The sequence below is a fragment of the Alteromonas sp. ABH4_452 genome (assembly GCF_056311825.1).
Map to the genome: position 1 here is coordinate 1,940,969 of NZ_CM149973.1, position 23,988 is coordinate 1,964,956.

Here is a 23,988-nt window from a genome sequence, read left to right on the forward strand (position 1 = left end):
GTATTATGATGAAAAAAATAACAAATTACCTTGCTTCGATTACGCTGTTTAGCTGTATTGGATTTTCTGCCTTCGGCGATGACCTTGATATTTATTTAGGGAACGCGAGCAGTGCGGTTACCTATAATCCAAATGTACTCTTTATTATGGACTCATCGGGGAGTATGGGGTCTTACGATAACACCAGTCAGACCAGAATGCTCCGTGTACAAAACGCGCTTAAAGACGCGCTACGCTCTGCCACAAATATTAATGCTGGACTCATGCGCTTTTCTGATTATGGCGGGCCAATTCTTTATCCGATACGTAATATTGACGATGCCGTGCGTCCTGAAATTATTGTTTCAACTAACGACGATAACCATGATGCCCATGAAATAAATGGTAGTGTGACGACAGATAGCAACGACTTGATATTAAGTAGTGGCACCCAAACGGTAACTTCTGGTCTGCGCTTTACCGATTTAAACATACCGCAAGGGGCCACCATTGTTAGTGCTAACATTCGCCTTACCTCTGAAAGGTTTAATATTGCAGGCACATCTCTTGTCATTTCAGCAGAAGCATCTGCATCCAGTACCGAGTTTTCTTCAAGCAGCAACAATCTTAGCGACCGAACCAAGACAGCCGCTAATGTCGAATGGTTGACTAATAATAGCTTTCCCGCCTCAGGCGAGGTTATTACCACACCAGATATTAGTGCAGTAATACAAGAAGTTGTGGACTTGTCTGCTTGGTGTGGCGGAAAAGACTTAAATATCCTGATCGAAGGCTCAAGTTCGGATAACGCTAGCGGTCGAGAAGTAAGAGCAAGTGATGTAGGGCAAAGCGGAGCCCCGCAATTAGTCGTGTCATACGATGACTCTACGGCGACGGGATGTGTGCAAGGTGAGGGTATTTATCAGGTTGGCAACTCGAAAGATAACTCTGAAGAAGCGACAAATGGCTACCCGAACACAGGGAGCGAACTCACATTTCATCCTTCGTATAACGACTACATAGGGGTAAGGTTTAGAAACGTAAATATTCCACAAGGTGCTGAAATAGCAGAGGCGTACCTCGAGTTTACCGCCTACAGTACTGTAACTTATGGCAACCCTAGTATGCGTATACGCGGTGTCGCCGACGATGATGCGTCAGACTTTCATCCAAACCAACGCTATCGCTTGCGAAATCTGCCAAAAACCTCAGGTATTACTTGGTCGATGCCAGACTTCTATAATAACTATAGTTACAGAACACCTGATATAAGCAGTATTGTTAAGCAAATCGTCGACCGTTCAGGGTGGGAATCAGGCAATGATATGGCGTTTGTGATGGACGATTTTGTGTCGTACCGTGGAGCGCACACCTATAACTCACCGTCTAAAGCGCCAAAGCTTATAGTTAAATTTAACGGTGCAGCCACGCCTGGCGCTACAGCATCTGTACGTGAGCACTTAGTCAGTAAAATAGATGAATTGAGCGCCAATGGTTTTACACCCATTGTAGATACGCTCTTAGAGGCGACAAACTACTATGGCGGCCGAAGTGTAGATTATGGCCGTAAACGTGGTGAGAATGGTGTTAGCAACTCCGTTAGAAAAAGCACTAGGGTAAGCCATCGTAGCTCTTATATTGGTGAAGACTCTATACTACCTTATGGGTGTACAGAAGATAATCTATCTGACAGCGATTGTATTACAGAGCAAATTCCTACTCCTGCAACCTACATTTCGCCAGTGTCCGACTTACAGTGTCAAACCAACAACCATATAGTATTGCTTTCTGACGGTGAAGCGAATAACAACCATAGTGTTTCTAAAATTCAGACCCTATTAGGTCAAAGCTGCACCGGTAGTGGCGGCGAAAAGTGTGGCCTTGACTTAGTTAAAAACATCAGCGATGCCTCTACCTCTGTAATTGGGCCTAGAGTCATTACCCATACCATTGGGTTTGCAGCGAACAATACTGCTAATAACTTCCTCAACCAACTTGCGCTGCAAAGTGGTGGTGGTTTCTATCAAGCGGACAACAGCACTGATTTACTCGAAGCATTCAATACCATATTACGCTCTGTAAAAGATGTGAATGCTACGTTTGTTTCCCCCGGTGTTGCAGTGAACCAGTTAAACCGTCTTACGCATAGAGATGAGCTTTATTTCGCACTGTTTAAGCCTAGTGAAGGCGCAATTTGGCCTGGTAACTTGAAGCGCTACAGATTGAGTGGCGACGAAATTCTCGATAAGAACAGCCATAGTGCCGTAGACAGCGAAACCGGGTTCTTCGCTGAGAATTCTCATAGCTATTGGTCAACACTCGCTGACGGCAGTGAGGTGAGCGAAGGTGGCGCCGCAAGTCGTATGGGGTCAAACCGCAACATTTATGTGTTTGACGGAACGGGTTCTATTGTGGATGAGGACAATGCACTTCATGAAGATAACTCTTCTATTACGACTGAAGATCTCGCTATCCAAAATGAGACCGACGCTGAAGACCTAAGAGAGGCTATTCTAAAATGGGCACGAGGTGTTGATGTAAAAGACAGCAATGGTAATGGCAGTACGAGTGATTACAGAACCCAAATGGGTGACCCCATTCATTCACAGCCTATTATTGTGAATTACGGTACTAATGATTCAGCCATTTTTGTCGCGACTAACCAAGGGATGCTTCATTCATTTGATACAGAAACTGGCGAAGAAAACTTTGCCATCATGCCGAAAGAGCTGTTACAAAATCTACATCACTTCTACAAAGATACCCCTTCGTTGAACCACGAGTATGGGCTAGATGGCGATATGGTTCTGCGAACCGTGGATAACAAAATGTATCTTTATGTTGGCATGCGTAGAGGTGGACGTAACTATTATGTTTTTGATGTGACAGCGAAAAACTCGCCTAAGCTTAAGTATCAACTCACTGGCGGTGAAGGTGATTTAACTAAGTTGGGCCAAACGTGGTCAAGGCCAACCATTACGAAAGTAAATATGGGTGGTGAAGTTAAAAACGTGATGATTGTTGGGGGCGGTTATGACGACGCTCAAGATGATCGTTCGATAAGAGCTAACGATGTAGTTGGTAATGCCGTTTACATGTTTGATGCTGATACTGGAAGCTTGCTTTGGCACGCCAGTAATGAAGATTCTGATCTTGATCTAAGTAATATGACTTACAGTATTCCGGGGCGCATTTCCGTTATCGATAGGGATAATGATGGTGAAGCCGACCACATGTATGTTGCTGATACAGGGGGCCAACTATTTCGTCTGGACATCTATAATGGAGAGACTGGCTCTAATTTTATAAAAGGTGCACGTATTGCAGATTTCGGTGGGGATACCGAAGAAACCAATCGCCGTTTTTACTATGGGCCGGATGTAACAGAAATCGCTTTAGGTGATGAATTATACTATGCCGTAGCGCTGGGGAGCGGGTGGCGTGCATCTCCACTTGATACCGTTGTGGAAGACAACTTCTACATGCTTAAAGATAGCGGTGTGTTCAAACGTGATGAAAACGGCAAATACACGTACATGACTACAGTGACCGAAAATAAAATGTACAACGCTACCAGTCACGCGCTAAATAGCAGTGATGAAAACGAACGTGCGCTGGCGACAGCAGAGTTCGCCAATAAAGATGGCTGGTATTTGAACTTAACGACGGATGGAGAGAAAGTGCTGTCTTCTCCGCTTATCATTGACTACAAAGTATTCTTTACCACCTATGTTCCGGCCGTAAGCAGCACCAGCGCCTGTGCACCGCCTACCGGAAACAGTCGTGCGTACCTTGTTAGTATGTTTAATGGCAATGCTGTCACAGATGTGAATAACGACGGTGATGTGAATGGTGATGATCGCGTTGCTGAGTTAAAGCAAACGGGTATTGCACCTGAAACCAAAATACTTATTGAAGATATCGTTAGCCCGGTTGTATGTTTAGGTACTGAGTGTGTGTCTGCGGTGATTGAGGTCGATGAGGATGGTAATGACGAAGCTTGTAACAGTGCTTTTGAGTGCTTAGCCGAAAACATTTACGGGCGATTCGAACGTATTCAGCGCGGAAGCTGGCACTCAGAAACAGAAAGGGAATAACCATGAAGTTCAAAAAACAGTTACAAGGGTTTTCACTTATCGAATTGATGATAGTGGTGGCTATCGTCGGTATAATCGCGGCCGTTGCCTATCCGTCCTATCAGGGGGTTATTGCTGATGGATACCGCGGTACAGGTCAGGCTGATTTGTTAGGCTTAGCGTCCGCGATGGAGCGTCATCATAGCGGTTCTTTTAGCTACAAAGGTGCAGGCGCAAGCGGAGGCGATACAGGAGCGCCTTCTATTTTTGCAACACACTCACCCTCATCAGAGCCCGCGGCTAATCGCCGTTATAATCTAACTATTCAATCTGCCGGTGTCACTGATTATGAATTGAGAGCTACTCCTGTATCGGGCACGGGTCAAGGGTCAGATGGTACCCTTTACTACTTCAGTGATGGTAGAAAAGGGTGGGACAAAAACAATAATGGCTCTCTTGAAACCGGTGAATATTGCTGGTCTTGTTAAAGCTTAACTGATGCAGCTTATTATTGCACCTTGGCGAATTATAACGCGCTAAGGTGTGATTATCGGAATACCAAAAACGGCTATATCCTCCCAGCGTTGATCTAGGTTATCCTGCGTGTAGGTTAATCTAGCAGCATTTAACTGTTGTGTTTGTTCGTCTTGTGACTTTAACGTTGCCTGCCAAAGCACTCGTGTTTTAATTTCGCTTGAAAGTAAAAAAGCACTAGAGGTCATAAAAATCAAAAGCGCTATGAGCACCTCTATTAGCACTCCTCCTTTATTCACAACACTAACGTTTGAGCTATCACTATTATCATCACGCGCGATTTGACGCTTTACTGACAATACGCTTCTGAAATCTTTTTGCTGGGGCTTTTTAATTGTTGTCATACCAAGTTCCTGGAATAGGGATTATTTTCGCCATTTGAGAGCCCGCCTGCAAAGTACTAAGCACCTGCGCTGAAGGCATTAACACGCCATTAATCTGCGTTTGCAACTGAGTATTAGATACGAATGCGCCTTTAATTGAACTCGAATGTGCAAGGTGTAGTTCATGAGTAGAAGGGGTTGTGGAAAGAACGATGATCAGCCCAAAGAAATGAGTATTCGCACTTATAGTAAGATCGCCATCCATAACAATTAACAAGACAGGGGTCGAACTCGATGTATGCGTTAGGTCGCTATGGGATAAAACGCAGTCACCATTTATCCAATAGACGGTGGCTTCCACCAGGTTGTAACAATGGGAAGCTGTCACACTGTTTGGAAAAAATGCCGCACTTAGTTCGGCTAAATTGCGATTAAACAACCAATTGGTTAGCTGGCCATCCCATGAAAATAGCTGAACTACGGTGGGTAGCCTCAGAAGGGCAGGGTAACGAAGAAAGTTAGCTTTATATTTAGTGTTTTCTGCATTGTGAGAAACGCTTACTTCGTAGTGAGTGAGCGGCTGATGTCCAACCCCCGTAAGGCTTTCTTCGTGTACTATGGTTGTTAGAAAAGGCTGATTTGTTGTGTTTAATGCCGTTAAAACATTTTCCGTTCGAAGCGCTGTCGCTACTTTTTTGAGGTGTTTTTTCAATTGCGTGTGAGAGCTCACCGTTTCTTGTCTGATTTTCTGTATGGCATAGTACTGCTGAACGTTTTGCGAGGTAATTATGGTAGTAAAAGTCACTACACTTAGGAGAATGGCAACAATCGCGAGGACCGCCATACCTTTTTGCTTTGCTTTTAAAAAGTAAGAGTTACACTTAACGTTTTGTGTGCATGCGGTGACGGGCTTCCATTTCACTATCTCTTTATCTTTCATTAACCGCCTCCACCACGAATGTTTTGTTTGTTACTACGTTTGGGTTTACCAAACTCTGTATGCTTAAATTGATTTCATAAGCCGCGCCCCAGCTACCTTTGTGTAATACGCTTACGGCAAATTGTGTCACTTCGACCGTATTTGGGTCGGTTAAGTCAAACCACCCCCCTTGCGTACAGGTTTTTCCTCCAACTCTGTACTCAATTGACTTATCGTGTAGTCGATATCCAAACATTTCGTCCTGCGCTGTAGCTATAGTGCCGTTACGATTTTTGTCATAAGAAAACGTGATGCAGCTATTTGCTGTTTCACCAGCTCGGTGACCAAGGGCAACGTTCGCCATTGTATGAGGGACATTGGCGAGAGTTAAAAATGGTGCAAGCGTGCTGCTATTTCCAATAAATCCAGCCCTGCTTAAATGCCGTGAAATAGTATCCTGCAGTGCACGGGCGTCTTCTTCTATTGCGGTTGCGTGTTGAATCGATGATAAACTAACGTGAGACTGCACGCTGTAGGTCGTTATAGCTGCTATCAGTATGCCTGTTAACGTGCAGGCCACCATCAGCTCTGTAATACTATAGCCGCCAGTTTTATTTGTACTTAAATCGTTCAATGTTTTTGGAAAAGCTAGCACAGCGTAATACCTGTAATGTGCTGTTCGCTACACAACTTCACACGACCCAGTGGGCTGACCGTGACTTTGGCAGCAAAATGGTCACTTGAAAGCTTAAATGTGGTGGAGCTGCCGAAATTAAGCGTACCCTGTTGATTGAAAGCTACAGTTTTGTCTTTTGCGTTTAACGTGGTTAGCTTTGAATTCCATTTTGCTGGAAGCTCCCAAAACGCGGCGTCATTTAGCGCACAGTTCTGGTATGTTGAACAGTTGCAGTTTTCATCGTCACTGATTATTACGCAATTCGCATTTTCGAATTTTGCGATGAGGTAATAGGGCTTTTTTTGAGTAAGTGCATAAATACGTGCTTGCTTAGCTGAGTTGGCTAATTGCGACGCGAAATGTTTAAAATCGTTTCGCTCTAGCCACGTTTGAAATGACGGAACCGCGCTTACCGACAATATACTTGTAATACCTATCACGATAAGTAATTCAATAAGCGACATGCCTGAAGCGCGCTTGTACCAATTGTTTTCTCTTTTTTCATTTCTTCGTTCAGGAAAAGCCATGCGTAAGTCCAGTAATAGTGACAGTGCTAAATTGATAGGCTTAATGTACTGAAAAACACAATGAGAGAAAGCTGTACCATGGAAGGGAATAGCGTTGGTTTAAATAATCGAATTTCTAACACAGGATTTACGCTAGTTGAGGTATTGGCTGTGCTCGCTATCGTTAGTGTATTAAGTTTAGCAACTACAACAGCGATAATATCAAGTTGGCAATTAAGCCAAGTAAATCAAGTTAAAGCGTACTTGTTATCAATACAGTCAATGCAGTCGAGAAGTTGGTTAGAGTCAGGTGTCTACCTACCGTTGACTGCTCTACCTCAAGCCAATATCGATAAAGTCAGCATTGCACAGACGATGAGTCAAAGTGGTGAATATGAAGTGGCAGCTACGCTATTTTTTAAAAAGCAAAATGACAGTTGTAGGGTTTTAAAAATTAGTGAAACCTCGTTGGCCCCGAAAGAATGCTGGTAATAGAGTAATCAGCCCAGTTTATCAGCTGCGTATACTAACTTCGGTTGGTAAGTGCAGGAATTAACTGCGGCTATTAACTACAAGTTAGCGCATCGCCATCTAAGTCTTCTTTTTTACCATCGCCGTCACTGTCAACAGCTACTGAAATTCGTCCGTATAGCGAAAGTAACAGGGCAGAGGCATAGTCGGTATCGTTATCCTTTGGGCACAAGGTAATTGTTGCTGCCGTATCGATTGCACCTTGCTCATCAAAAGTTAAGCTTCCTGTTACTCCGTAGATAGTATTTGCCGAGTTCAGCGGATCACTTGCGACAATAAGCGCCTCGGTATTGTCGCGACTACCGTTGCCGTTTGCATCAACAAATACCATTTTTGCTTTTTTCCAGCTGCTGGTGCAGGCAGTGTAATTTTCTGTTGGACATAAAACCACACTAGCTTGCTCATCTACCGCGGTGAACCTAGCCCGCTGCACTACGGCACTTAAATTATTTATATCTGAAGTGATTCTATTTTTGATAAGAACGCTTTGAATACTGGGCGCGACAGTAGAAAGAATAATCGCCAGCACAGCAACGGCGACCAACATTTCCAGCAGTGTAAGACCTTTTTGGTTAACAAAGGCTTTTGGGTATTTTTTTAATCTTGTTCTTATCATTTTGAGACTGCTATTTTCCCGAACTTTTTTAAATCTTCATTAATGAGTTACGCCATACAAACCGCAGGTGAAGCGATTGCTTTTAGATTGTCTGAGCTTCTGGGGCTTGCCTTGAGCAAAAACCTTATTTACCTTCAATTTACTTTTTATTCTATCTTCGATGTAATGATACTACGCGATAAATATGCATTACTCGCCTATTTTTTAGGGTAAACTAAAATACAGTGGCAAAGGTATGTTTTACCGTGATATCGCATAGTTAACCATACGCCTTACGGTTAACTATTTCGCACAACCGATGCCTACGCTCAAAAACAATAAAATAAACATCCGATGCGCTTTCTTTTGTACAGTAAGCGCACGGTAAATCAAATAGATGCGAGGATACCACTAACATCTGAAGTGATATTGTCGTAGAATCGAGCTCCAGGACGCCTCAAAAATACGTGGATATTACAATGCAAAAACAAGCAGTTATTGATGAAATGAAAGTGCTGCCTGAAATTGACGTCGAATATGAAGTTGCACGTCGAGTATCTTTTATCAAAAAGCAGTTGCTTACCTCAGGTTTGAATTCGCTGGTATTAGGTATTAGTGGGGGAATTGATTCATGTACTTTGGGTCGGTTAGCACAGTTAGCAGTGAACGAGCTAAATGATGAACATCATGAAAACTATCAGTTCATTGCGGTTCGCTTACCTTATGACACTCAAGCTGACGAAGAGGATGCGCAAAAATCTATTGATTTTATTCAGCCCTCCCATTCGCTAGCGGTGAACGTTAAACCAGGCGCAGACGCAATTCACGCCTCTACTTCACAAGCGCTTGCTAATGCCAACCTTCTTCCTGAAAGCGAAGCGAAGCAGGACTTCGTGAAAGGCAACGTCAAAGCACGTACCCGTATGGTTATTCAGTATGAAATTGCGGGTATGGTTGATGGACTTGTTCTAGGTACAGACCATTCGGCTGAAAATATTACAGGGTTTTATACTAAGTACGGTGACGGAGCGTGTGATTTAGCGCCTTTATTTGGTCTAAGCAAGCGCCAAGTGCGTGCAGTGGCAGCCCATTTAGGTGCACCGCACAATGTAATCACCAAAGCCCCAACCGCTGATTTAGAAAGCCTGTCGCCACAAAAAGCTGACGAGCAAGCGCTAGGCATGTCTTACGACCAAATCGATGACTTTTTGGAAGGCAAGCCTGTTTCTGCAGAAGTGGAAGAGAAATTGCTCTATATTTATGAGCGTACGCAACACAAACGTGTACCAATTCCAACAATTTACGATGAGTTGTAGTCATGAAAAAAATTGAAGCTATCATTAAACCGTTCAAAATGGACGACGTTAGGGAAGCGCTAGCTGAAGTCGGTATCGCAGGGATGACAGTATCAGAAGTGAAGGGGTTTGGCCGCCAAAAAGGTCATACCGAGCTTTATCGTGGTGCTGAATACCAAGTTGACTTCCTACCTAAAATCAAAATTGAGCTTGTGCTAGATGATGACCGCGTTGAACAAGCGGTAGAAGCCATTCAGTCATCTGCTAAAACGGGCAAAATCGGTGACGGCAAAATTTTCGTTTACAGCGTTGAAAGCGCTGTGCGTATTCGTACCGGTGAACAAAACGAAGACGCTATATAAATTAACCGTACTATTCGAAAATGAAAAAGGGAGCCAGCGGCTCCCTTTTTGATACGTTCAACACAATTTAGTGCTTATCTTCTGAGCATTCGCCTGTTTTCGGGTCGCAACAGCTGCTCTCTTCCTGATGCACATGACCGTGCTCAAGCTCTTCTTTCGTCGCTTCACGCACGTCCACAACCGTTACATCGAACGTCAACGGAATGCCTGCTAGCGGGTGGTTACCGTCAACAACAACTTCTTCGTCAGTTGTTTCGATAATGATCACAGATTGCTCACCCTGCGGGGTAGTGGCGCGGAAAGACATACCAACTTCAACGTCCATACCATCGAACATTGAGCGAGGTACGGTTTGAACTAGTTCGTCAGAACGTTCACCGTAAGCCTTCTCAGGGTTTACAGAAACGTTGAAGCTGTCATCTTTTGATTTACCAATAAGTGCATCTTCTAGTCCTTCAATTAAGAAGCGACGACCTAAAAGTACAACTAGCGGCGATTTACCTTCTGAAGAGTCTAGCGTTGTGCCGTCTTCGGTAGATACGGTGTAGTGTAGCGTTACAACGCTGTCAGAAGTAATTGTCATAACAAATCCTATCTTGGCCCTATGATAATAAAAAAGGGCAATAAATTTAATGCAGCAGTAAACTGCTTATCGACGTTTTTTCACAATATTGCTTGCTTGTTGCTCAATACTGTACGGCAAGCTATTAGGGTAACAGGTAATGGCGTTGTTATCAGCCAGTCTGTGTAAATCTTCGGTGGTAGTGTCGTTATTTAATACGGCAATAAACCAGGTTTCGTTGTCGAGCGACGCAACATTCAGTACTTTACCCGCTATACGCCAGTTTTCACCTAATTGCTTTTCAAGGCTATCGCCAGGTTTGATATCTACTTTGTCTTCAAGTTTAAAGCTATAGGCGGCACGTTTGTTTTTGCCCAAAAAGCGTGTTCGTGCGACCACTTCTTGCCCCATGTAACAGCCTTTATCAAAGTCGATACCGTTAAGCGCATGTACATTAATCATTTGTGGTACATATTCCGCCACCGCTTCACCCTGTACTAAGGCATGTACGCTTTCAATCTGAATGGCGTCAAACACAACGTGGGAATAACACGCTACAGTTTTTGTCTCAATTAACGTGTTTAATTGCTTTGTACTGTTTTTATCTAAAAGAACAACAATGCCTCTGCGAGTAGTGTTGGCGACAAATGCCACGCCATGATCGCTTTCTATTTTCGGCAGCAAACCTTTATCTGCGGTATCGCCCTCAACAAGTTGTGCGACATCATCGCTTGAAAACAGTTGTCCTAATAGGGCGTTTACCTCATCAGACTTCGCTGCATCGAGTGAAATGAAGTAAGCGCTGTAAGCCTGCGAGTCGTCAACGATATCGACCTTAGAAAACACGCCATACTTATTTAGCTGCGCTAACGAATGGCTGCCCGCATCATCATTTGTCAGCATCAATAACTTGCTTAAGTGTCGGGTCACGTACCCCGTAGACCACGTCTTGCCTTTGTTGTCACAATGCGCAAAATGCCGTGCCGTATTTTCATCAAGTTTATTGATATTGACTGTGATTTGACCTTGAAGGTAGCTGTCAGCCTGTTCTCCTTCCAAAGAAATTATCATGGTGTTTGAAAGCTCGACCATAAACTCTTGAGGAAGATTTTGTAATGCTGCGATAGATGTCATATTCACCACTGTAAAGTTCGCTGTATGTACTCAAGGTATGGTAAAACCAGCAATATTCAAGGGTAATACGCACTAATGTGTACAGATTAAGTTCTATTTAGTTTGCCTATCCGACCAAAAGAGCAGTGATCCCCGGCCGCAGTGCATGGTATTATTGGTAGTGAATAAAAAACGGTATAATAGACATATGTTTGAACCAAAAAGACTAGCCCGATTAAAGTGGGCGTGCCGCAGAGGCATGCTAGAGTTAGATGTACTATTGCTTCCTTTCGTGGAAGAAGCCTTTGACTCACTAAGTTACGAAGACCAAGAAACATTTGAACGTTTACTTACCAGTGATGACCCTGATTTGTTTGCTTGGATAATGGGGCATCAAAAGTGCGAAGACCCTGAATTAGCCGCCATGGTGGCGACTATTGTTAATCGTGTCAAAGTATAGAGTTAGCATAAAGCATAATAGATTTAGAAAAGTATTTGGGGAATTATGCGTGGCCGTTTGCCTTATGGCGGTACTATGCAGTCTTCCTCAATACCTATGGTCTTGGCTGAGCTTCACCGCCGAATTAGTGTGCATAGCTGCCGTGGCTACGTTAATGATAGTCTGGCGTCTCTATGATGCGTTTAGTAACAATATATCTACCACTCAATATGCACTCTTGTTGACCAGCGATGGTATTATTTGCGCTATTAACGATAGTACTCTCCCTTTGGAACCAAGAAGCACGACCATGCCCAGTGTGTTAGCCGATGCTTTATCCGATGGCACATCGATGAAGATTCATCAGTCTTCCCAGTTATTTACTTGGGGAATGTGCATTAACGTATTGCGTCATAAACGGCATTGGTTTGAAAAAGGTCATAACCATTTGACGTGGGTCTTAAAAGGTGAGTGCTGTGAGGCAGACTACCGCAGGTTGGCAAGAGCCATTATTTTCGCAAGAAAAGCGACGCCTTAAAGGAATTTAACAGATGTTTCGTGAGTATACTAAAGCGTTATTCAAACGCGTTGACGCTAGGCAACTTATGCAGTTTAAGCCGCCTACGTTGCCGCAGCGCATATACACAAAAACGCTCAATGTCGATAACGTGCACTATGCTTCTTTTTGTCAAGAAGTCGATTGGCCGGCGAATGAGCATGCTCATCCTCTTTATTTGCAGATGCTTTCGTTACCGTTACAGATGCAATGCTTGCTAGATAAACAAAGCCCATTTCCTTTACTTGGTTTGATTCACGCTGCGAACAAAGTGTTTGTGCTAGAGCATTGTGATTTAAGCGAGCCATTTGAATGTCGCGTGCGCTTTCACGACGTGAGACCTCATAGCCGCGGTTGGGAAGTGGACGTTATGCTAGAAGCACGTCAGTCGGGGAATCTGGTCTATCGGGCCATAAGTAGCTATTTGGTGAAAGTTAAAGCCGTTCATGTTGCGCCACTTGGCCCAAAAAACGACCTAAGTGACGAATGTAACCTTGAAGATAGAGCGCTAATTGCTGAAATTAATGCATCGGCAAATACCGGACGACGCTACGCTAAGCTTTCGGGAGACTATAACCCTATTCACTTGTCTGCCATATCTGCCAAAGCCTTTGGCTTCAAACAGCCCATAGCTCACGGGATGTGGACCTTATCTCGTGCGGTGTCAGCGTTTGTAAGTCACCAAGAGGACAGTCAATCCATAACCGTGAAAGAAGTAAATTGTCGCTTTAAAAAGCCGGTTTTCTTGCCTAATGACATTCATATTCAACAACACTGTAAAACGGATACTAGTGCGCTGTTAGACGTAACCGATAGTGACGATAGCCTTGTACATTTATCAGCGAGCGTGGCGTTAAATCAAGAAAAACTCTAAAAGGGTGAGAGCCCTGAACTGAATATCAAATCCAGGGTTAAGAAAAGACATCTGAAAGAGTGAATGAGAGAGCATACAAATATGCTCTCTTTTTTTTGGCCGTTTTTAAATAGCACTGTTTGTTTGCAAGTGCTGTATTCTTAAAGCATCCGTTCGCTTTGGCAGGCGTTTTTAGTTTAAACATAAGCCCTAAATTAACCCTGCATTAGCAAGCGTGTATCGCTATGTGTTAGTCGGCGCCAGAAAAGCTATCTTGGGTAATTAATAAACCTACGTCAGAACCCGACAATTGCTTTCTTGGAGTAAGAATCGTGGGAACTGGGTTGTCTAATTGTTCAGGGTGGTCCAAATTGAAATGTAGGCCTCTGCTTTCCTTTCGCGCCATTGCACATTTTACGATTAGCTCGGCAACCGTAACAAGGTTTCGAAGCTCTAGCAGGTTATTACTTACTCTGAAATGTGAGTAATACTCAGTAATTTCTTGCTCTAACAGTTTGATTCGGCGCATGGCCCGTTCAAGGCGCTTATCAGTGCGTACAATCCCTACGTAGTCCCACATAAATAGTCTAAGTTCGTGCCAGTTATGCTGAATGATAACTTCTTCATCTGAGTTTGATACTTGGCTTTCATCCCACGGCGCAATAGCCTCTTCACAGCCTGCCTTGTTAAGGTTTTTAATTATATCGTCTGCAGCGGCGCTTGCGAACACCACACATTCAAGCAAAGAGTTAGACGCCATACGATTAGCGCCGTGTAGACCTGTATAGGCAACTTCACCAATTGCGTACACATTATTTAAATCGGTCTTAGCATTAAAGTCGGTCATTACCCCGCCACAGCTATAATGCGCAGCAGGTACTACTGGAATCGGCTCACGGGTAATATCAATACCAAGAGAGCGGCACTTGCGATAAATATTAGGAAAGTGTTTAACGATAAAGTCAGCTGGCTTATGACTGATATCCAGATACATACAGTCAGCGCCTAATCGCTTCATTTCATAGTCAATAGCGCGGGCAACTACATCACGGGGCGCCAAGTCGCCTCGCTCATCAAATTTGTGCATAAAGCGGGTGCCATCGGCGTGGCAGAGGTTTGCGCCTTCCCCGCGCAGCGCTTCAGTAATTAAGAAATTACGAGCCTGCGGGTGGAATAAGCAGGTAGGGTGGAATTGGTTAAATTCCATATTCGCTACACGGCAGCCTGCGCGCCATGCCATGGCGATCCCGTCACCACTTGATACATCAGGGTTAGAGGTATATTGATAAACTTTGCTGCCACCACCAGTGGCCAAGGCCACGAAAGGCGCGCGTATCACTTCCACGTGTTCTTGTTGTCTATTCCAAACGTAGGCACCTACAACACTGTTTTTCTTCTCTTTTGAAGGGATAAGGTCAATAGCATTGTAACGCTCGAATACATGGATATTCGGATGTGTCGATACTGCGTCATTCAATGTAATTTGAAGTGCTTCACCTGTGGCGTCAGCGGCATGAAGAATTCGGCGATGACTGTGCCCACCTTCTCGGGTAAGGTGAAAGCGTTCCTCGCCAGACTCGCTTTTTTCTGTATCGAAGGGTACGCCATAGCCTATAAGCCATTCAAGAGATGCTTTTGCTCGCTCCGCAGTAAACCTAACGGCTGGCTCTTCACAAAGCCCTGCGCCTGCTGCTAACGTATCGGTTACGTGAGCGTCTATGGAGTCTTGTTCATCGAATACGGCTGCAATACCACCTTGTGCATAGCGGGTGGAGCCTTCATTGCGATCACTTTTACTAAGTACAATAACCTGACAATGGTCGGCAAGCTTTAGCGCCAAGCTTAATCCAGCCGCGCCACTCCCAATAATCAATACGTCACAACGGTGTTCTATTGCATTTGAAGTGGAAGTTAGTGAAGACGATACAGATTTCATGTATTTTTATATCAATTCAAACGAGCAAAGGTTCGGCAAGTCTAAAGGATGAGTAGCAAAACACAATCATTCTTGCCTGCTGACCTAAGCATTTTTTAAAAAATTTAATGCTTTTACAGAACTTTTGTAAAAAGAGCGCGTCTATACACATGCTTGTTAGAGCTATTGTGTAGTTGAAGTAGGGAGTAATGGCTCGAATGAGCGAGCAGATAACCGACCAACAACTGGTCGAAAAAGTACAGCGTGGCGATAAAAATGCATTTAACTTATTGGTAACTCGTTACCAGCATAAAGTGATGCATCTCGTTTCTCGCTATGTAAAAAATACCGGTGACGTTGCTGATGTAACGCAAGAGGCGTTCATTAAAGCATACCGTGCCTTACCTAATTTTCGTGGCGACAGTGCATTTTATACTTGGCTTTATCGCATTGCGGTTAATAGTGCCAAGAACTATCTTGTATCTCAAGGTCGCAAGCCGCCTGCAAGCGATGTCGATGCTGACGAAGCAGATTTTTACGAAGGTAGTGATGCATTAAAAGAGCAATCTACACCCGAGCGAAGCCTGTTATCCGAGGAAATTGAAGAAACTCTGTTTAAGGTAGTTGAGAAGCTGCCGGACGATTTGCGCATGGCGATTACGTTGCGTGAAATTGAAGGGTTGAGCTACGAAGAAATCGCGAACGTAATGTCGTGTCCTGTTGGTACGGTAAGATCCCGTATTTTTAGGGCTCGAGAGGCGATTGATAAAGTTATTCAACCGTTGTTAGAAAATTAAAAAGAAATAAAATCAAAAAAAGATGAACTTTCTTTTTTCCACGATGACTAACAGCTGTGTTAGGGTAGTTAACGATCACTTTGATCTGGAAATGAATATATGACGCAACAGCAAGAAAAATTGTCCGCATTCATGGATGGTGAGATAGAAGGCAATGAAATCATCGACGCTATCAAGCAAGATGAAGCACTTCAAGCCAAATGGCAACGTTACCACGTGTATCGCGGTGCAATGCGAAAAGAGGCAAGCGTAGCCCCTCAGTTGGACATCACAGCCAGTGTAGCAGCTGCGCTTGAAAATGAACCGGCGATTGTCGCACCTAAACGCTCGCGTTGGCAGTCAATTCCACTAATTGGCAGTGTCGTTCCTTTTGCGAAGCAGTCAGGTCAGTTTGCAGTGGCTGCGTCTGTGGCAGTGGCAGTTATTTTTGGTGTTCAATATACCAACCAGGAAGCGCCAACCGAGCCATTTATGACAGCACCAACAATTGCACCCCAAGGCGGATTGTCTCCAGTGAGTTTGGAGCAAACCCGAACCTTACCGCGCAATGATATGAACGAAATGCTTGAGAAAAAGCGCAAAATAAATGCGCTAATTGCTGACCATGAGCAGCAAATAAAACTCAAGCAAGCGCAAGAAGAAGAGAGTGAAAACGAAACAAGTGGACCAGAGCGACCATAGATTTTTGTTGAGCTAGTCAAAATGAGGTGAAATGTGCCTTCGCTCTTAAGTGCGATGAAGATGCATTTCATATTTTAATCATACCAGCATATACTGCTGGTATGTTTGTTTTAAGGCGGGAATAATGCGCTGTAGTTCTATCCTTGCATTTTTTTTCATTTCGGGCGGGGCTATCAATCCCACGTTTTCTCATGCAACGGCACCCAGCGAAGTGGCGAGTTCTTCTGGTGCAAGAGTTCAAGCGAATAGCGATATTGATGCTAAATCAGGGGATAACGCTGGTAATGGCACAAACGCTCCAAAAGAGGAAGGTGCTGGAAAGGGAAATGGCTTTCAAATACAAGCTGAAGAAAGTCGTAACGAGGAAAACACGTCAGCTTCACCCACGCCTCAGCTTCAGTCGGCAAGTCAGTGGCTGGCTGAACTTAAAAATATTATTACCAATGCCAATTTCCAGGTGTCTTTTGTACAGACTGTTGCAGGAAAGGAAACGGTTCCTTACCTGTGGCGTCATGGGATAATGGAGGATGGTTCTGAACTAGAGCAATTAAACCTTCAAAATGGGCCTGGTCGCGAGCTTATTCGCGTTAATGACGTAGTGAGCGTATTTGAACCCGACGTTCAACCTTACAGCCTGCGGTCAAAGCATATAAATGGTCCAATACCTAGTGCATTGCTCTACCATCCAGAACAACTCAGTTCAGCCTATGAGTTTGTCGCTGTTGGAAGAGCGCGGGTGGCAGGGCGTTCAGCACAGCAAGTTCGTATTGTCAGCCGAGATAACACACGGTTTGGCTATCAACTATGGCTCGATGAGTCCTCTGGTATGTTGCTGAAACTTAATATGCTTGATTTGCAAGGGGCGTTATTAGAGCAAATTCAAGTTACCGCCTTTGCCATATCGCCTGAACCTGCGGAATATTTCTCGCGAATTAACTCAGCATCATTACCAGCGCCTATGGCTTTGAGTAATACCCCAAGCCGAGCACACAAATGGGATGTCACATATTTGCCCTCGGGCATGCGAGAAATAAAGCAAGATACAAGACGCCTAGCCTTAACAGGGCAGGTCGTAGAATATAAACTCTTTTCGGATGGCCTAGTGGACGTATCTGTTTATGTTCAGCCAGCCGAAGATGCGCTCGGCGAAACCCTTGCGTTACGAAACGAAGTCAGCACTTTTTTAACGCTGACCGACGGGAAAGCCCAAGTAACGGTAGTAGGGGAAATTCCACTACAGACTGCTAATGCTATTGCTACGTCTTTACGACCTGTTGCCAATGCAGGGCAATAGAGAGCTAGGGTTTAGCAATGCTTTAACACGGTAATAAAGAGCAAATATGATTAAAGAAACCGCCACTGTGGTTGCCGTTGATGGAGATACGGTAACAGTTGAAGCGGCAATTAAGTCCACCTGTAATGCATGCCAGGCACAAAGTGATTGTGGTACCGGTGTCATTTCTCGTGCTATTGCACCTAAGACTCAGCAATTAACGCTACGTACGCCTATGCCAGTACGGGTCGGTCAGCAGGTGACTGTGGGCATACCCGAAGCGGGTATTTTAAGTGCGTCGGCTTTCTTATATTTGTTACCGCTTATTGTTTTTATTGGCGCGTATTCAGTTTTTATATCACTGCTTAGCTCCACAAGTTTTAGCCATGAATTATGGGCACTGGGTCCAAGCGCTTTGGCGACTTTCCTGACTTACAAGCTCATTGCTTACAAGTTACAGCGAGTTGAGCGCACGAAATATCAACCCGTTTTATTAGGCCAGTAAGGCCTAAACTGAGCGAAGCACCTGCTTATAAGTAGGTTTAGCTCTTTTTATTTGCTCATATACGCTGTAGAGCCCCAAATTAGCAGTGCTTTACATGCTTCAAATTTCAAGGCAGGCGGGTAAAGCCACGCCAAGTTGCCACTTTTATACGCTTTGCGTGCATGGGTATTAAAATTTCCGCCATGCCAATTCGCTTTTCGTGCCAGAAATGGGTAAAATCCGCTCGCGCTGCGTATAAGCCTGAACCCAAGGCAAGCAGCATATTTTGTTTAATGAATTTTTCTGCAGGTAATTTCCAGCATTATGCAACAATCGCACATTCGTAACTTCAGTATTATCGCCCACATTGACCACGGTAAGTCTACGCTGTCAGACCGTCTAATTCAGCACTGTGGAGGGCTAACCGATCGCGAAATGGCCGAGCAGGTTCTCGACTCAATGGACTTGGAAAAAGAGCGCGGTATTACCATTAAAGCGCAAAGCGTGACACTGAACTATGAAGCGCGCGACGGTGAAACCTATCAGCTAAACTTCATTGATACGCCAGGACACGTTGATTTCACTTACGAGGTGTCTCGTTCATTGGCAGCCTGTGAAGGTGCACTACTTGTTGTCGATGCCGGTCAGGGCGTTGAAGCACAGACGCTAGCAAACTGCTACACCGCTATCGAGATGGATATGGAAGTGGTGCCAGTGCTAAATAAAATCGACTTGCCGCAGGCTGAGCCAGACCGTGTTGCAGAAGAAATTGAAGACATTGTCGGTATTGATGCACTTGACGCTGTGCGCTGCTCAGCGAAAACAGGTATTGGTATTGAAGACGTACTTGAAGTCATCGTAAATAAAATTCCACCACCAGAAGGTGACCGTGAAGCGCCACTTAAAGCACTGATCATCGATTCGTGGTTTGACAATTACCAAGGTGTTGTTTCATTGGTAAGAATCGTGGAAGGTCAGCTTAGCAAGAAAGACAAAATCCAGATAATGTCTAACGGACAAACTCACCAGGTGGATAAAATTGGTGTGTTTACGCCTAAGCCTTTAGACACGGGTACCTTAAGAGCTGGTGAAGTAGGTTTTATCATAGCTGGTATTAAAGACATTCAAGGCGCACCAGTAGGTGATACCATTACTTTGGCTCGCGAGCCAGCTGAAGCTATGCTGCCAGGCTTTAAAAAGGTTAAACCTCAGGTTTATGCCGGTATTTTCCCGATAAGCTCAGATGACTACGAAGACTTCCGCGATGCCCTTGCTAAACTAAGTCTGAACGACGCTTCACTATTCTATGAGCCAGAAAGCTCAGCAGCGCTTGGCTTTGGTTTTAGAATTGGTTTCCTTGGCATGCTGCACATGGAAATTATCCAAGAGCGTTTAGAGCGCGAATATGATCTTGGTCTTATCACTACAGCACCTACAGTAATTTACGAAGTTGAAACAACCAAGGGCGAAACCCTTACCGTAGATAGCCCAGCTAAACTGCCACCAGTGAATGATATCGCTGAAATTCGTGAGCCTATGGTTGAAGCAAACATTCTTGTTCCTCAAGAATACTTAGGTAACGTAATTACGCTTTGCGTTGAAAAGCGTGGCATGCAAACCAACATGACATACCACGGTAAACAAGTGGCGGTAACGTACGAGTTGCCAATGGCAGAAGTAGTGCTTGATTTCTTTGACCGTTTGAAATCTACCAGCCGTGGCTTTGCGTCGCTTGATTACAACTTCAAGCGATTCCAAAGCTCAGATATGGTACGCGTAGATATTCTGATTAATGGCGAGCGTGTGGATGCATTAGCGGTAATCACTCACAGAGAAAACTCTCAGGGACGTGGTCGTGAATTGGTAGAGAAGCTTCGCGAGCTTATCCCACGCCAGATGTTCGATATCGCTATCCAGGCGGCTATCGGTAACCATATTGTTGCAAGAAGTACGGTGAAGCAGCTGCGCAAAAACGTAATCGCGAAATGTTACGGTGGTGACGTAAGCCGTAAGAAGAAGCTACTTCAAAAGCAAAAAGAAGGTAAAAAGCGAATGAAGCAAGTGGGTAATGTTGAATTACCACAAGATGCGTTCCTTGCAGTACTTAAGGTGGGCAAATAATGGCAAATTATTTCTCCTTAATTTTGGTGGCACTCACCTTAATAACAGGACTAGTCTGGCTAGTGGATAGCCTAGTGTTTGCGCCAAAGCGAAAAGCGCGTTTACAGGCTGCAGCGACTGCAGAGGGTGCGGGCTATGGAGAAGACCCTCAGCTGCCGTACTTGGTCGACACTTCACAACAGATATTCCCTGTTATAGCTTTCGTTTTGGTATTGCGCTCCTTTTTATATGAGCCGTTCCAGATTCCATCAGGTTCAATGATGCCCACGTTATTGGTGGGTGACTTCATTTTAGTTGAGAAGTTTGCGTACGGCGTAAAAGACCCTGTTTTCAGAAGCAAGTTAATTGAAACGGGTGTGCCAGAGCGCGGCGATGTGGTGGTTTTTAAATACCCTGAAGAACCGTCAATAGATTACATCAAGCGCGTAATCGGTTTACCGGGCGATACCGTGGTTTATCAAAATAAGCAGGTTTACATCAAACCTAAGTGTGAATCTGGTAGCAATTGTCCAAAGTTAAAAGCAGTGCCCTTAACGTTCCAAGAGCGCGGTGAGTTTGTACAAGACATGGCGCAACTTATGCGTTACACCGAAGATTTAGGCACAGTAGAGCATGATATTCTACGCCACCCCGTTCGCGAAATTTCACCGGTTAATTTCTACACTCAACCGGGAACCCGAAGTAACGAGTGGATAGTGCCAGAAGGTCAGTATTTCGTATTGGGCGATAACCGTGATAATAGCCGCGATAGCCGTTTCTGGGGGTTTGTTCCAGATGCAAACTTGGTTGGAAAAGCCGTTGCAATTTGGATTTCCTTTGAGTTTGAGCGCAGCCCTTCAGACTTTCTTCCTACGTGGGTTCCAACAGGTATTCGATTTGAGCGTGCAGGTGGCATTCATTAATGCAGGGTATTGATAAATATCGTCGTCTTTACAAGGCGATAGGCTACACATTTACCAATGAGGCGTTATTAGAACAAGCGCTTACTCACCGCAGTGCAGCCAAACAACACAATGAACGCTTAGAGTTTCTGGGCGACGCTATTTTAGGCATGATTGTGGGGGAAACACTGTTTAAGCGTTTTCCAACAGTACCTGAAGGCAAGCTTACCCGTATGCGCTCCACATTAGTTAAAGGCGAGACCTTGGCTGAACTCGCTAAAGAAGCCAGCGTGGGTGAATTACTCAACTTAGGGCCAGGTGAGCTTAAAAGTGGCGGTCATCGCAGAAGCTCGATTTTAGCTGACGCAGTTGAAGCTATCTTAGGGGCTATCTATCTCGATTCAGGTATGGATGAAGTGCGTGGCGTTATCGACCGTTTGTGGGAGACTCGCATAAACAAGCTCGACCCTAACGCCCACCCTAAAGACAGTAAAACACGTCTTCAGGAATTCCTGCAAGGTCGCAAGCAGCCATTGCCAACGTACGAGGTGCTGTCTATTTCCGGTAAAGACCATGCGCAAACTTTCGAAGTAAGCTGCAAAGTAGAAAGTCTACCAAAGGCAGTCGTGGCGTCTGGCAATAGCCGTCGTAAAGCAGAACAAGAAGCTGCTCGTTTAACATTGGAGAAGCTTGATGACAACGCATGATGAGTCAAATTTGCCCGAAATGCCAGAGATGCCAGATATACAAACTCGCTGTGGCTTAGTAGCCATAGTCGGGCGCCCTAACGTGGGCAAGTCAACGCTACTTAACCGTTTGCTGGGTCAAAAAGTAAGTATTACCTCACGTAAGCCTCAGACCACCCGTCACCGTATTCTAGGTATAGATACTGATGGCGACTATCAGGCGATTTACGTTGATACACCAGGGCTTCACCAAGACGAAAAACGCGCGATTAATCGCTACATGAACCGCGCCGCGTCTAGCTCATTAGCTGAAGTTGGCCTTGTGCTGTTTGTCGTGGAAGGTGATCGCTTTAATGCTGAAGATGAAATGGTATTAAGCAAAGTTAAGCAGGCAAACCTTCCTTGCTACCTCATCGTAAACAAAATGGATAAGGTTGAAGATAAAGAAAACTTTATGGTTCACCTACAAAAACTTGGTGAGAAACACCCATTTGAGCACATGATCCCTATCAGCGCTAAACAGGGTAAAATGGTAGACGATATTAGAGACTTAGTGGCTAAGTCGTTACCTAAGAGTGAATTTTTCTTCCCAGAAGACTATATCACTGACCGTTCAAGTCGCTTTATGGCTGCTGAAATCATCCGTGAAAAATTAATGCGCTTCACTGGCGATGAGTTGCCTTACTCTACTACGGTAGAAATTGAGCAGTTCAAAATGGCAGACAATGGTGTTTATCGTATTAGTGGCTTAATTTTGGTTGAGCGCGAAACGCAAAAACGCATGATCATCGGTAAAGGCGGTAAGCATTTGAAAACCATTGGCGAGCAAGCGCGTAAAGATATGGAAAACTTGTTCGACAATAAGGTGTTTTTGGAGCTTTGGGTTAAAGTGAAACAAGGCTGGGCAGACGATGAGCGTGCTTTGCGTTCACTAGGCTACGGTGACGACAGCAACTTTTAGCGTAATTCTTTGTTAGCATTAGTACGTTGAGCCTTGTTCTAATGCTAACTAGCGCTACATTCTTGAGTGCTTTTGGTGAACGTGAAGCCAGAAGCATACGCGTAAAGGTCTGCACAACCAACTACAATCAGCATTGGCACGTATAGTCATTTCTTTTCAGGAGCGGTATATGGCAATTTCAGATATGCGCAGACAGTACTCGAAAGGCAGTTTAAGCGAGACTGATATTACTTCAAGCCCATTTATTTTGTTCGATAAATGGCTGAAAGACGCTATTGATGCTGGTATACCCGATCCTACGGCGATGACGGTTGCCACCGTTGACGCTAATGGGCAACCCTCTCAACGTATCGTTTTGTTAAAAGATGTCAGTGAAAATGGCTTTGTATTTTTCACAAATCTTGGCAGTCGAAAAGCGCAAGAACTCTCGGTTAACCCCAAAGTATCTTGTCACTTCCCATGGTTCTTTATGGAGCGCCAAGTTCGCGTGTGTGGCAGCGTTGAAAAGCTTTCTGTTTCAGAAAATGCAGCCTATTTCTTCTCTCGCCCTAAAGACAGTCAATTGGCGGCCTATGCGTCTAAACAAAGCAAGCCAATTGGCAGTAGAGAGCTTTTGCTTACCCAATTCAAGCAGCTAAAAGATAAGTTTGCGAACAAAGAACTACCTGTGCCGGACTTTTGGGGAGGCTTTCGTATTGTGCCTCATCAAATTGAATTTTGGCAGGGCGGAGAAGATAGGCTTCACGACCGTTTTGAGTATAACAAAACCGAAGATGGCGCATGGGCAACACAACGGTTAATGCCTTAAAAGCTTATATTGAATGCATAGGGTAACTAGTCTTTTACAATGGCTAGACATTTTAAGCACTT

25 protein-coding genes are annotated in these 23,988 nt (G+C 44.5%); 17 read left to right on the forward strand and 8 right to left on the reverse strand.

Features of this window, described 5'->3' with window-relative positions:
- Nucleotides 1-8 precede the first annotated feature (8 nt).
- Both ACYX4N_RS08245 and ACYX4N_RS08250 read left to right on the forward strand, forming a co-directional pair.
- Entirely contained in the window at nt 9-4,076 is a 4,068-nt protein-coding gene (locus ACYX4N_RS08245) for a PilC/PilY family type IV pilus protein (RefSeq protein ID WP_476056219.1), read from the forward strand.
- Nucleotides 4,077-4,078: 2 nt separating this feature from the next.
- Complete coding sequence (locus ACYX4N_RS08250) at nt 4,079-4,543, forward strand: type IV pilin protein (RefSeq protein WP_474805781.1); 465 nt, start codon at nt 4,079-4,081, stop codon at nt 4,541-4,543.
- Nucleotides 4,544-4,591: 48 nt separating this feature from the next.
- On the opposite strand, the gene ACYX4N_RS08255 is transcribed toward ACYX4N_RS08250, so the two are convergent.
- The 4 genes from ACYX4N_RS08255 to ACYX4N_RS08270 are packed head-to-tail and all read right to left on the reverse strand — an operon-like array spanning nt 4,592 to nt 7,034.
- Nucleotides 4,592-4,933, reverse strand: coding sequence for a hypothetical protein (locus tag ACYX4N_RS08255; protein ID WP_474805782.1), 342 nt, complete (start codon nt 4,931-4,933; stop codon nt 4,592-4,594).
- Complete coding sequence (locus ACYX4N_RS08260) at nt 4,920-5,852, reverse strand: hypothetical protein (protein WP_476056220.1); 933 nt, start codon at nt 5,850-5,852, stop codon at nt 4,920-4,922. Before ACYX4N_RS08260 ends, ACYX4N_RS08255 begins: the two co-directional genes overlap by 14 nt.
- Entirely contained in the window at nt 5,842-6,486 is a 645-nt protein-coding gene (locus tag ACYX4N_RS08265; protein ID WP_476056221.1) for a potassium:proton antiporter, read from the reverse strand. The genes ACYX4N_RS08260 and ACYX4N_RS08265 overlap by 11 nt, the downstream gene beginning before the upstream one ends.
- Nucleotides 6,480-7,034 (reverse strand): GspH/FimT family pseudopilin, encoded by a 555-nt coding sequence (locus ACYX4N_RS08270; protein WP_476056222.1) that lies wholly within the window; start codon nt 7,032-7,034, stop codon nt 6,480-6,482. The genes ACYX4N_RS08265 and ACYX4N_RS08270 overlap by 7 nt, the downstream gene beginning before the upstream one ends.
- 78 nt (nt 7,035-7,112) lie before the next feature.
- Here ACYX4N_RS08270 and ACYX4N_RS08275 point away from each other — a divergent pair, with 78 nt between their 5' ends.
- Nucleotides 7,113-7,505 (forward strand): prepilin-type N-terminal cleavage/methylation domain-containing protein, encoded by a 393-nt coding sequence (locus ACYX4N_RS08275; protein WP_476056223.1) that lies wholly within the window; start codon nt 7,113-7,115, stop codon nt 7,503-7,505.
- Nucleotides 7,506-7,578: 73 nt separating this feature from the next.
- Here the strand turns inward: ACYX4N_RS08275 and ACYX4N_RS08280 are convergent, their stop codons facing one another.
- Nucleotides 7,579-8,160, reverse strand: a complete 582-nt coding sequence (locus ACYX4N_RS08280; RefSeq protein WP_476056224.1) for a GspH/FimT family pseudopilin — start codon at nt 8,158-8,160, stop codon at nt 7,579-7,581.
- A 458-nt stretch (nt 8,161-8,618) separates the two neighbouring features.
- On the opposite strand from ACYX4N_RS08280, the gene nadE reads away from it, so the two are divergent.
- Both nadE and ACYX4N_RS08290 read left to right on the forward strand, forming a co-directional pair.
- Nucleotides 8,619-9,455, forward strand: a complete 837-nt coding sequence (gene nadE, locus ACYX4N_RS08285; RefSeq protein ID WP_476056225.1) for an ammonia-dependent NAD(+) synthetase — start codon at nt 8,619-8,621, stop codon at nt 9,453-9,455.
- A 2-nt stretch (nt 9,456-9,457) separates the two neighbouring features.
- Nucleotides 9,458-9,796: a P-II family nitrogen regulator gene (locus ACYX4N_RS08290; protein ID WP_012517511.1), complete on the forward strand. Its 339-nt coding sequence runs from the start codon at nt 9,458-9,460 to the stop codon at nt 9,794-9,796.
- A gap of 67 nt (nt 9,797-9,863) precedes the next feature.
- Here the strand turns inward: ACYX4N_RS08290 and ACYX4N_RS08295 are convergent, their stop codons facing one another.
- Both ACYX4N_RS08295 and ygfZ read right to left on the reverse strand, forming a co-directional pair.
- Entirely contained in the window at nt 9,864-10,379 is a 516-nt protein-coding gene (locus ACYX4N_RS08295) for an FKBP-type peptidyl-prolyl cis-trans isomerase (RefSeq protein WP_118493376.1), read from the reverse strand.
- A 66-nt stretch (nt 10,380-10,445) separates the two neighbouring features.
- A complete protein-coding gene (gene ygfZ, locus ACYX4N_RS08300; RefSeq protein ID WP_476056226.1) occupies nt 10,446-11,492 on the reverse strand; it encodes a CAF17-like 4Fe-4S cluster assembly/insertion protein YgfZ in 1,047 nt (348 codons plus the stop codon).
- 187 nt (nt 11,493-11,679) lie between these two features.
- On the opposite strand from ygfZ, the gene ACYX4N_RS08305 reads away from it, so the two are divergent.
- From ACYX4N_RS08305 to ACYX4N_RS08315, 3 genes are read left to right on the forward strand one after another with little or no spacing between them, the layout of a single operon-like run.
- The gene (locus ACYX4N_RS08305) at nt 11,680-11,931 is read left to right on the forward strand and encodes an FAD assembly factor SdhE (protein ID WP_014950112.1); all 252 of its coding nucleotides are present in this window, start codon (nt 11,680-11,682) and stop codon (nt 11,929-11,931) included.
- A gap of 49 nt (nt 11,932-11,980) precedes the next feature.
- A complete protein-coding gene (locus tag ACYX4N_RS08310; protein ID WP_476056227.1) occupies nt 11,981-12,448 on the forward strand; it encodes a hypothetical protein in 468 nt (155 codons plus the stop codon).
- Nucleotides 12,449-12,461: 13 nt separating this feature from the next.
- Nucleotides 12,462-13,340 carry a MaoC family dehydratase gene (locus tag ACYX4N_RS08315; RefSeq protein WP_476056228.1) on the forward strand — a complete coding sequence of 293 codons (879 nt, stop codon included), beginning with the start codon at nt 12,462-12,464 and terminating at the stop codon, nt 13,338-13,340.
- 229 nt (nt 13,341-13,569) lie between these two features.
- On the opposite strand, the gene nadB is transcribed toward ACYX4N_RS08315, so the two are convergent.
- On the reverse strand, nt 13,570-15,255 hold the full coding sequence (gene nadB / locus ACYX4N_RS08320; protein ID WP_476056229.1) for an L-aspartate oxidase: 1,686 nt from the start codon (nt 15,253-15,255) through the stop codon (nt 13,570-13,572).
- 197 nt (nt 15,256-15,452) lie between these two features.
- On the opposite strand from nadB, the gene rpoE reads away from it, so the two are divergent.
- The 9 genes from rpoE to pdxH all read left to right on the forward strand — a co-directional run bounded on the left by rpoE (nt 15,453) and on the right by pdxH (nt 23,926).
- A complete protein-coding gene (rpoE, locus tag ACYX4N_RS08325) occupies nt 15,453-16,031 on the forward strand; it encodes an RNA polymerase sigma factor RpoE (protein ID WP_012518957.1) in 579 nt (192 codons plus the stop codon).
- 99 nt (nt 16,032-16,130) lie between these two features.
- A complete protein-coding gene (locus tag ACYX4N_RS08330; protein WP_474855521.1) occupies nt 16,131-16,712 on the forward strand; it encodes a sigma-E factor negative regulatory protein in 582 nt (193 codons plus the stop codon).
- Between the two features lie 124 nt (nt 16,713-16,836).
- Complete coding sequence (locus tag ACYX4N_RS08335) at nt 16,837-18,006, forward strand: MucB/RseB C-terminal domain-containing protein (protein ID WP_476056230.1); 1,170 nt, start codon at nt 16,837-16,839, stop codon at nt 18,004-18,006.
- Nucleotides 18,007-18,052: 46 nt separating this feature from the next.
- Nucleotides 18,053-18,490, forward strand: a complete 438-nt coding sequence (locus tag ACYX4N_RS08340) for a SoxR reducing system RseC family protein (protein ID WP_474805809.1) — start codon at nt 18,053-18,055, stop codon at nt 18,488-18,490.
- Between the two features lie 303 nt (nt 18,491-18,793).
- Entirely contained in the window at nt 18,794-20,590 is a 1,797-nt protein-coding gene (gene lepA / locus ACYX4N_RS08345; RefSeq protein WP_179984001.1) for a translation elongation factor 4, read from the forward strand.
- On the forward strand, nt 20,590-21,492 hold the full coding sequence (lepB, locus tag ACYX4N_RS08350) for a signal peptidase I (RefSeq protein WP_179984000.1): 903 nt from the start codon (nt 20,590-20,592) through the stop codon (nt 21,490-21,492). The genes lepA and lepB overlap by 1 nt, the downstream gene beginning before the upstream one ends.
- Complete coding sequence (gene rnc / locus ACYX4N_RS08355; protein ID WP_474805810.1) at nt 21,492-22,178, forward strand: ribonuclease III; 687 nt, start codon at nt 21,492-21,494, stop codon at nt 22,176-22,178. Before lepB ends, rnc begins: the two co-directional genes overlap by 1 nt.
- A gap of 28 nt (nt 22,179-22,206) precedes the next feature.
- A complete protein-coding gene (gene era / locus ACYX4N_RS08360; protein ID WP_269917495.1) occupies nt 22,207-23,118 on the forward strand; it encodes a GTPase Era in 912 nt (303 codons plus the stop codon).
- A 169-nt stretch (nt 23,119-23,287) separates the two neighbouring features.
- A complete protein-coding gene (gene pdxH / locus ACYX4N_RS08365; RefSeq protein ID WP_476056231.1) occupies nt 23,288-23,926 on the forward strand; it encodes a pyridoxamine 5'-phosphate oxidase in 639 nt (212 codons plus the stop codon).
- The last annotated feature ends 62 nt before the right edge of the window (nt 23,927-23,988 follow it).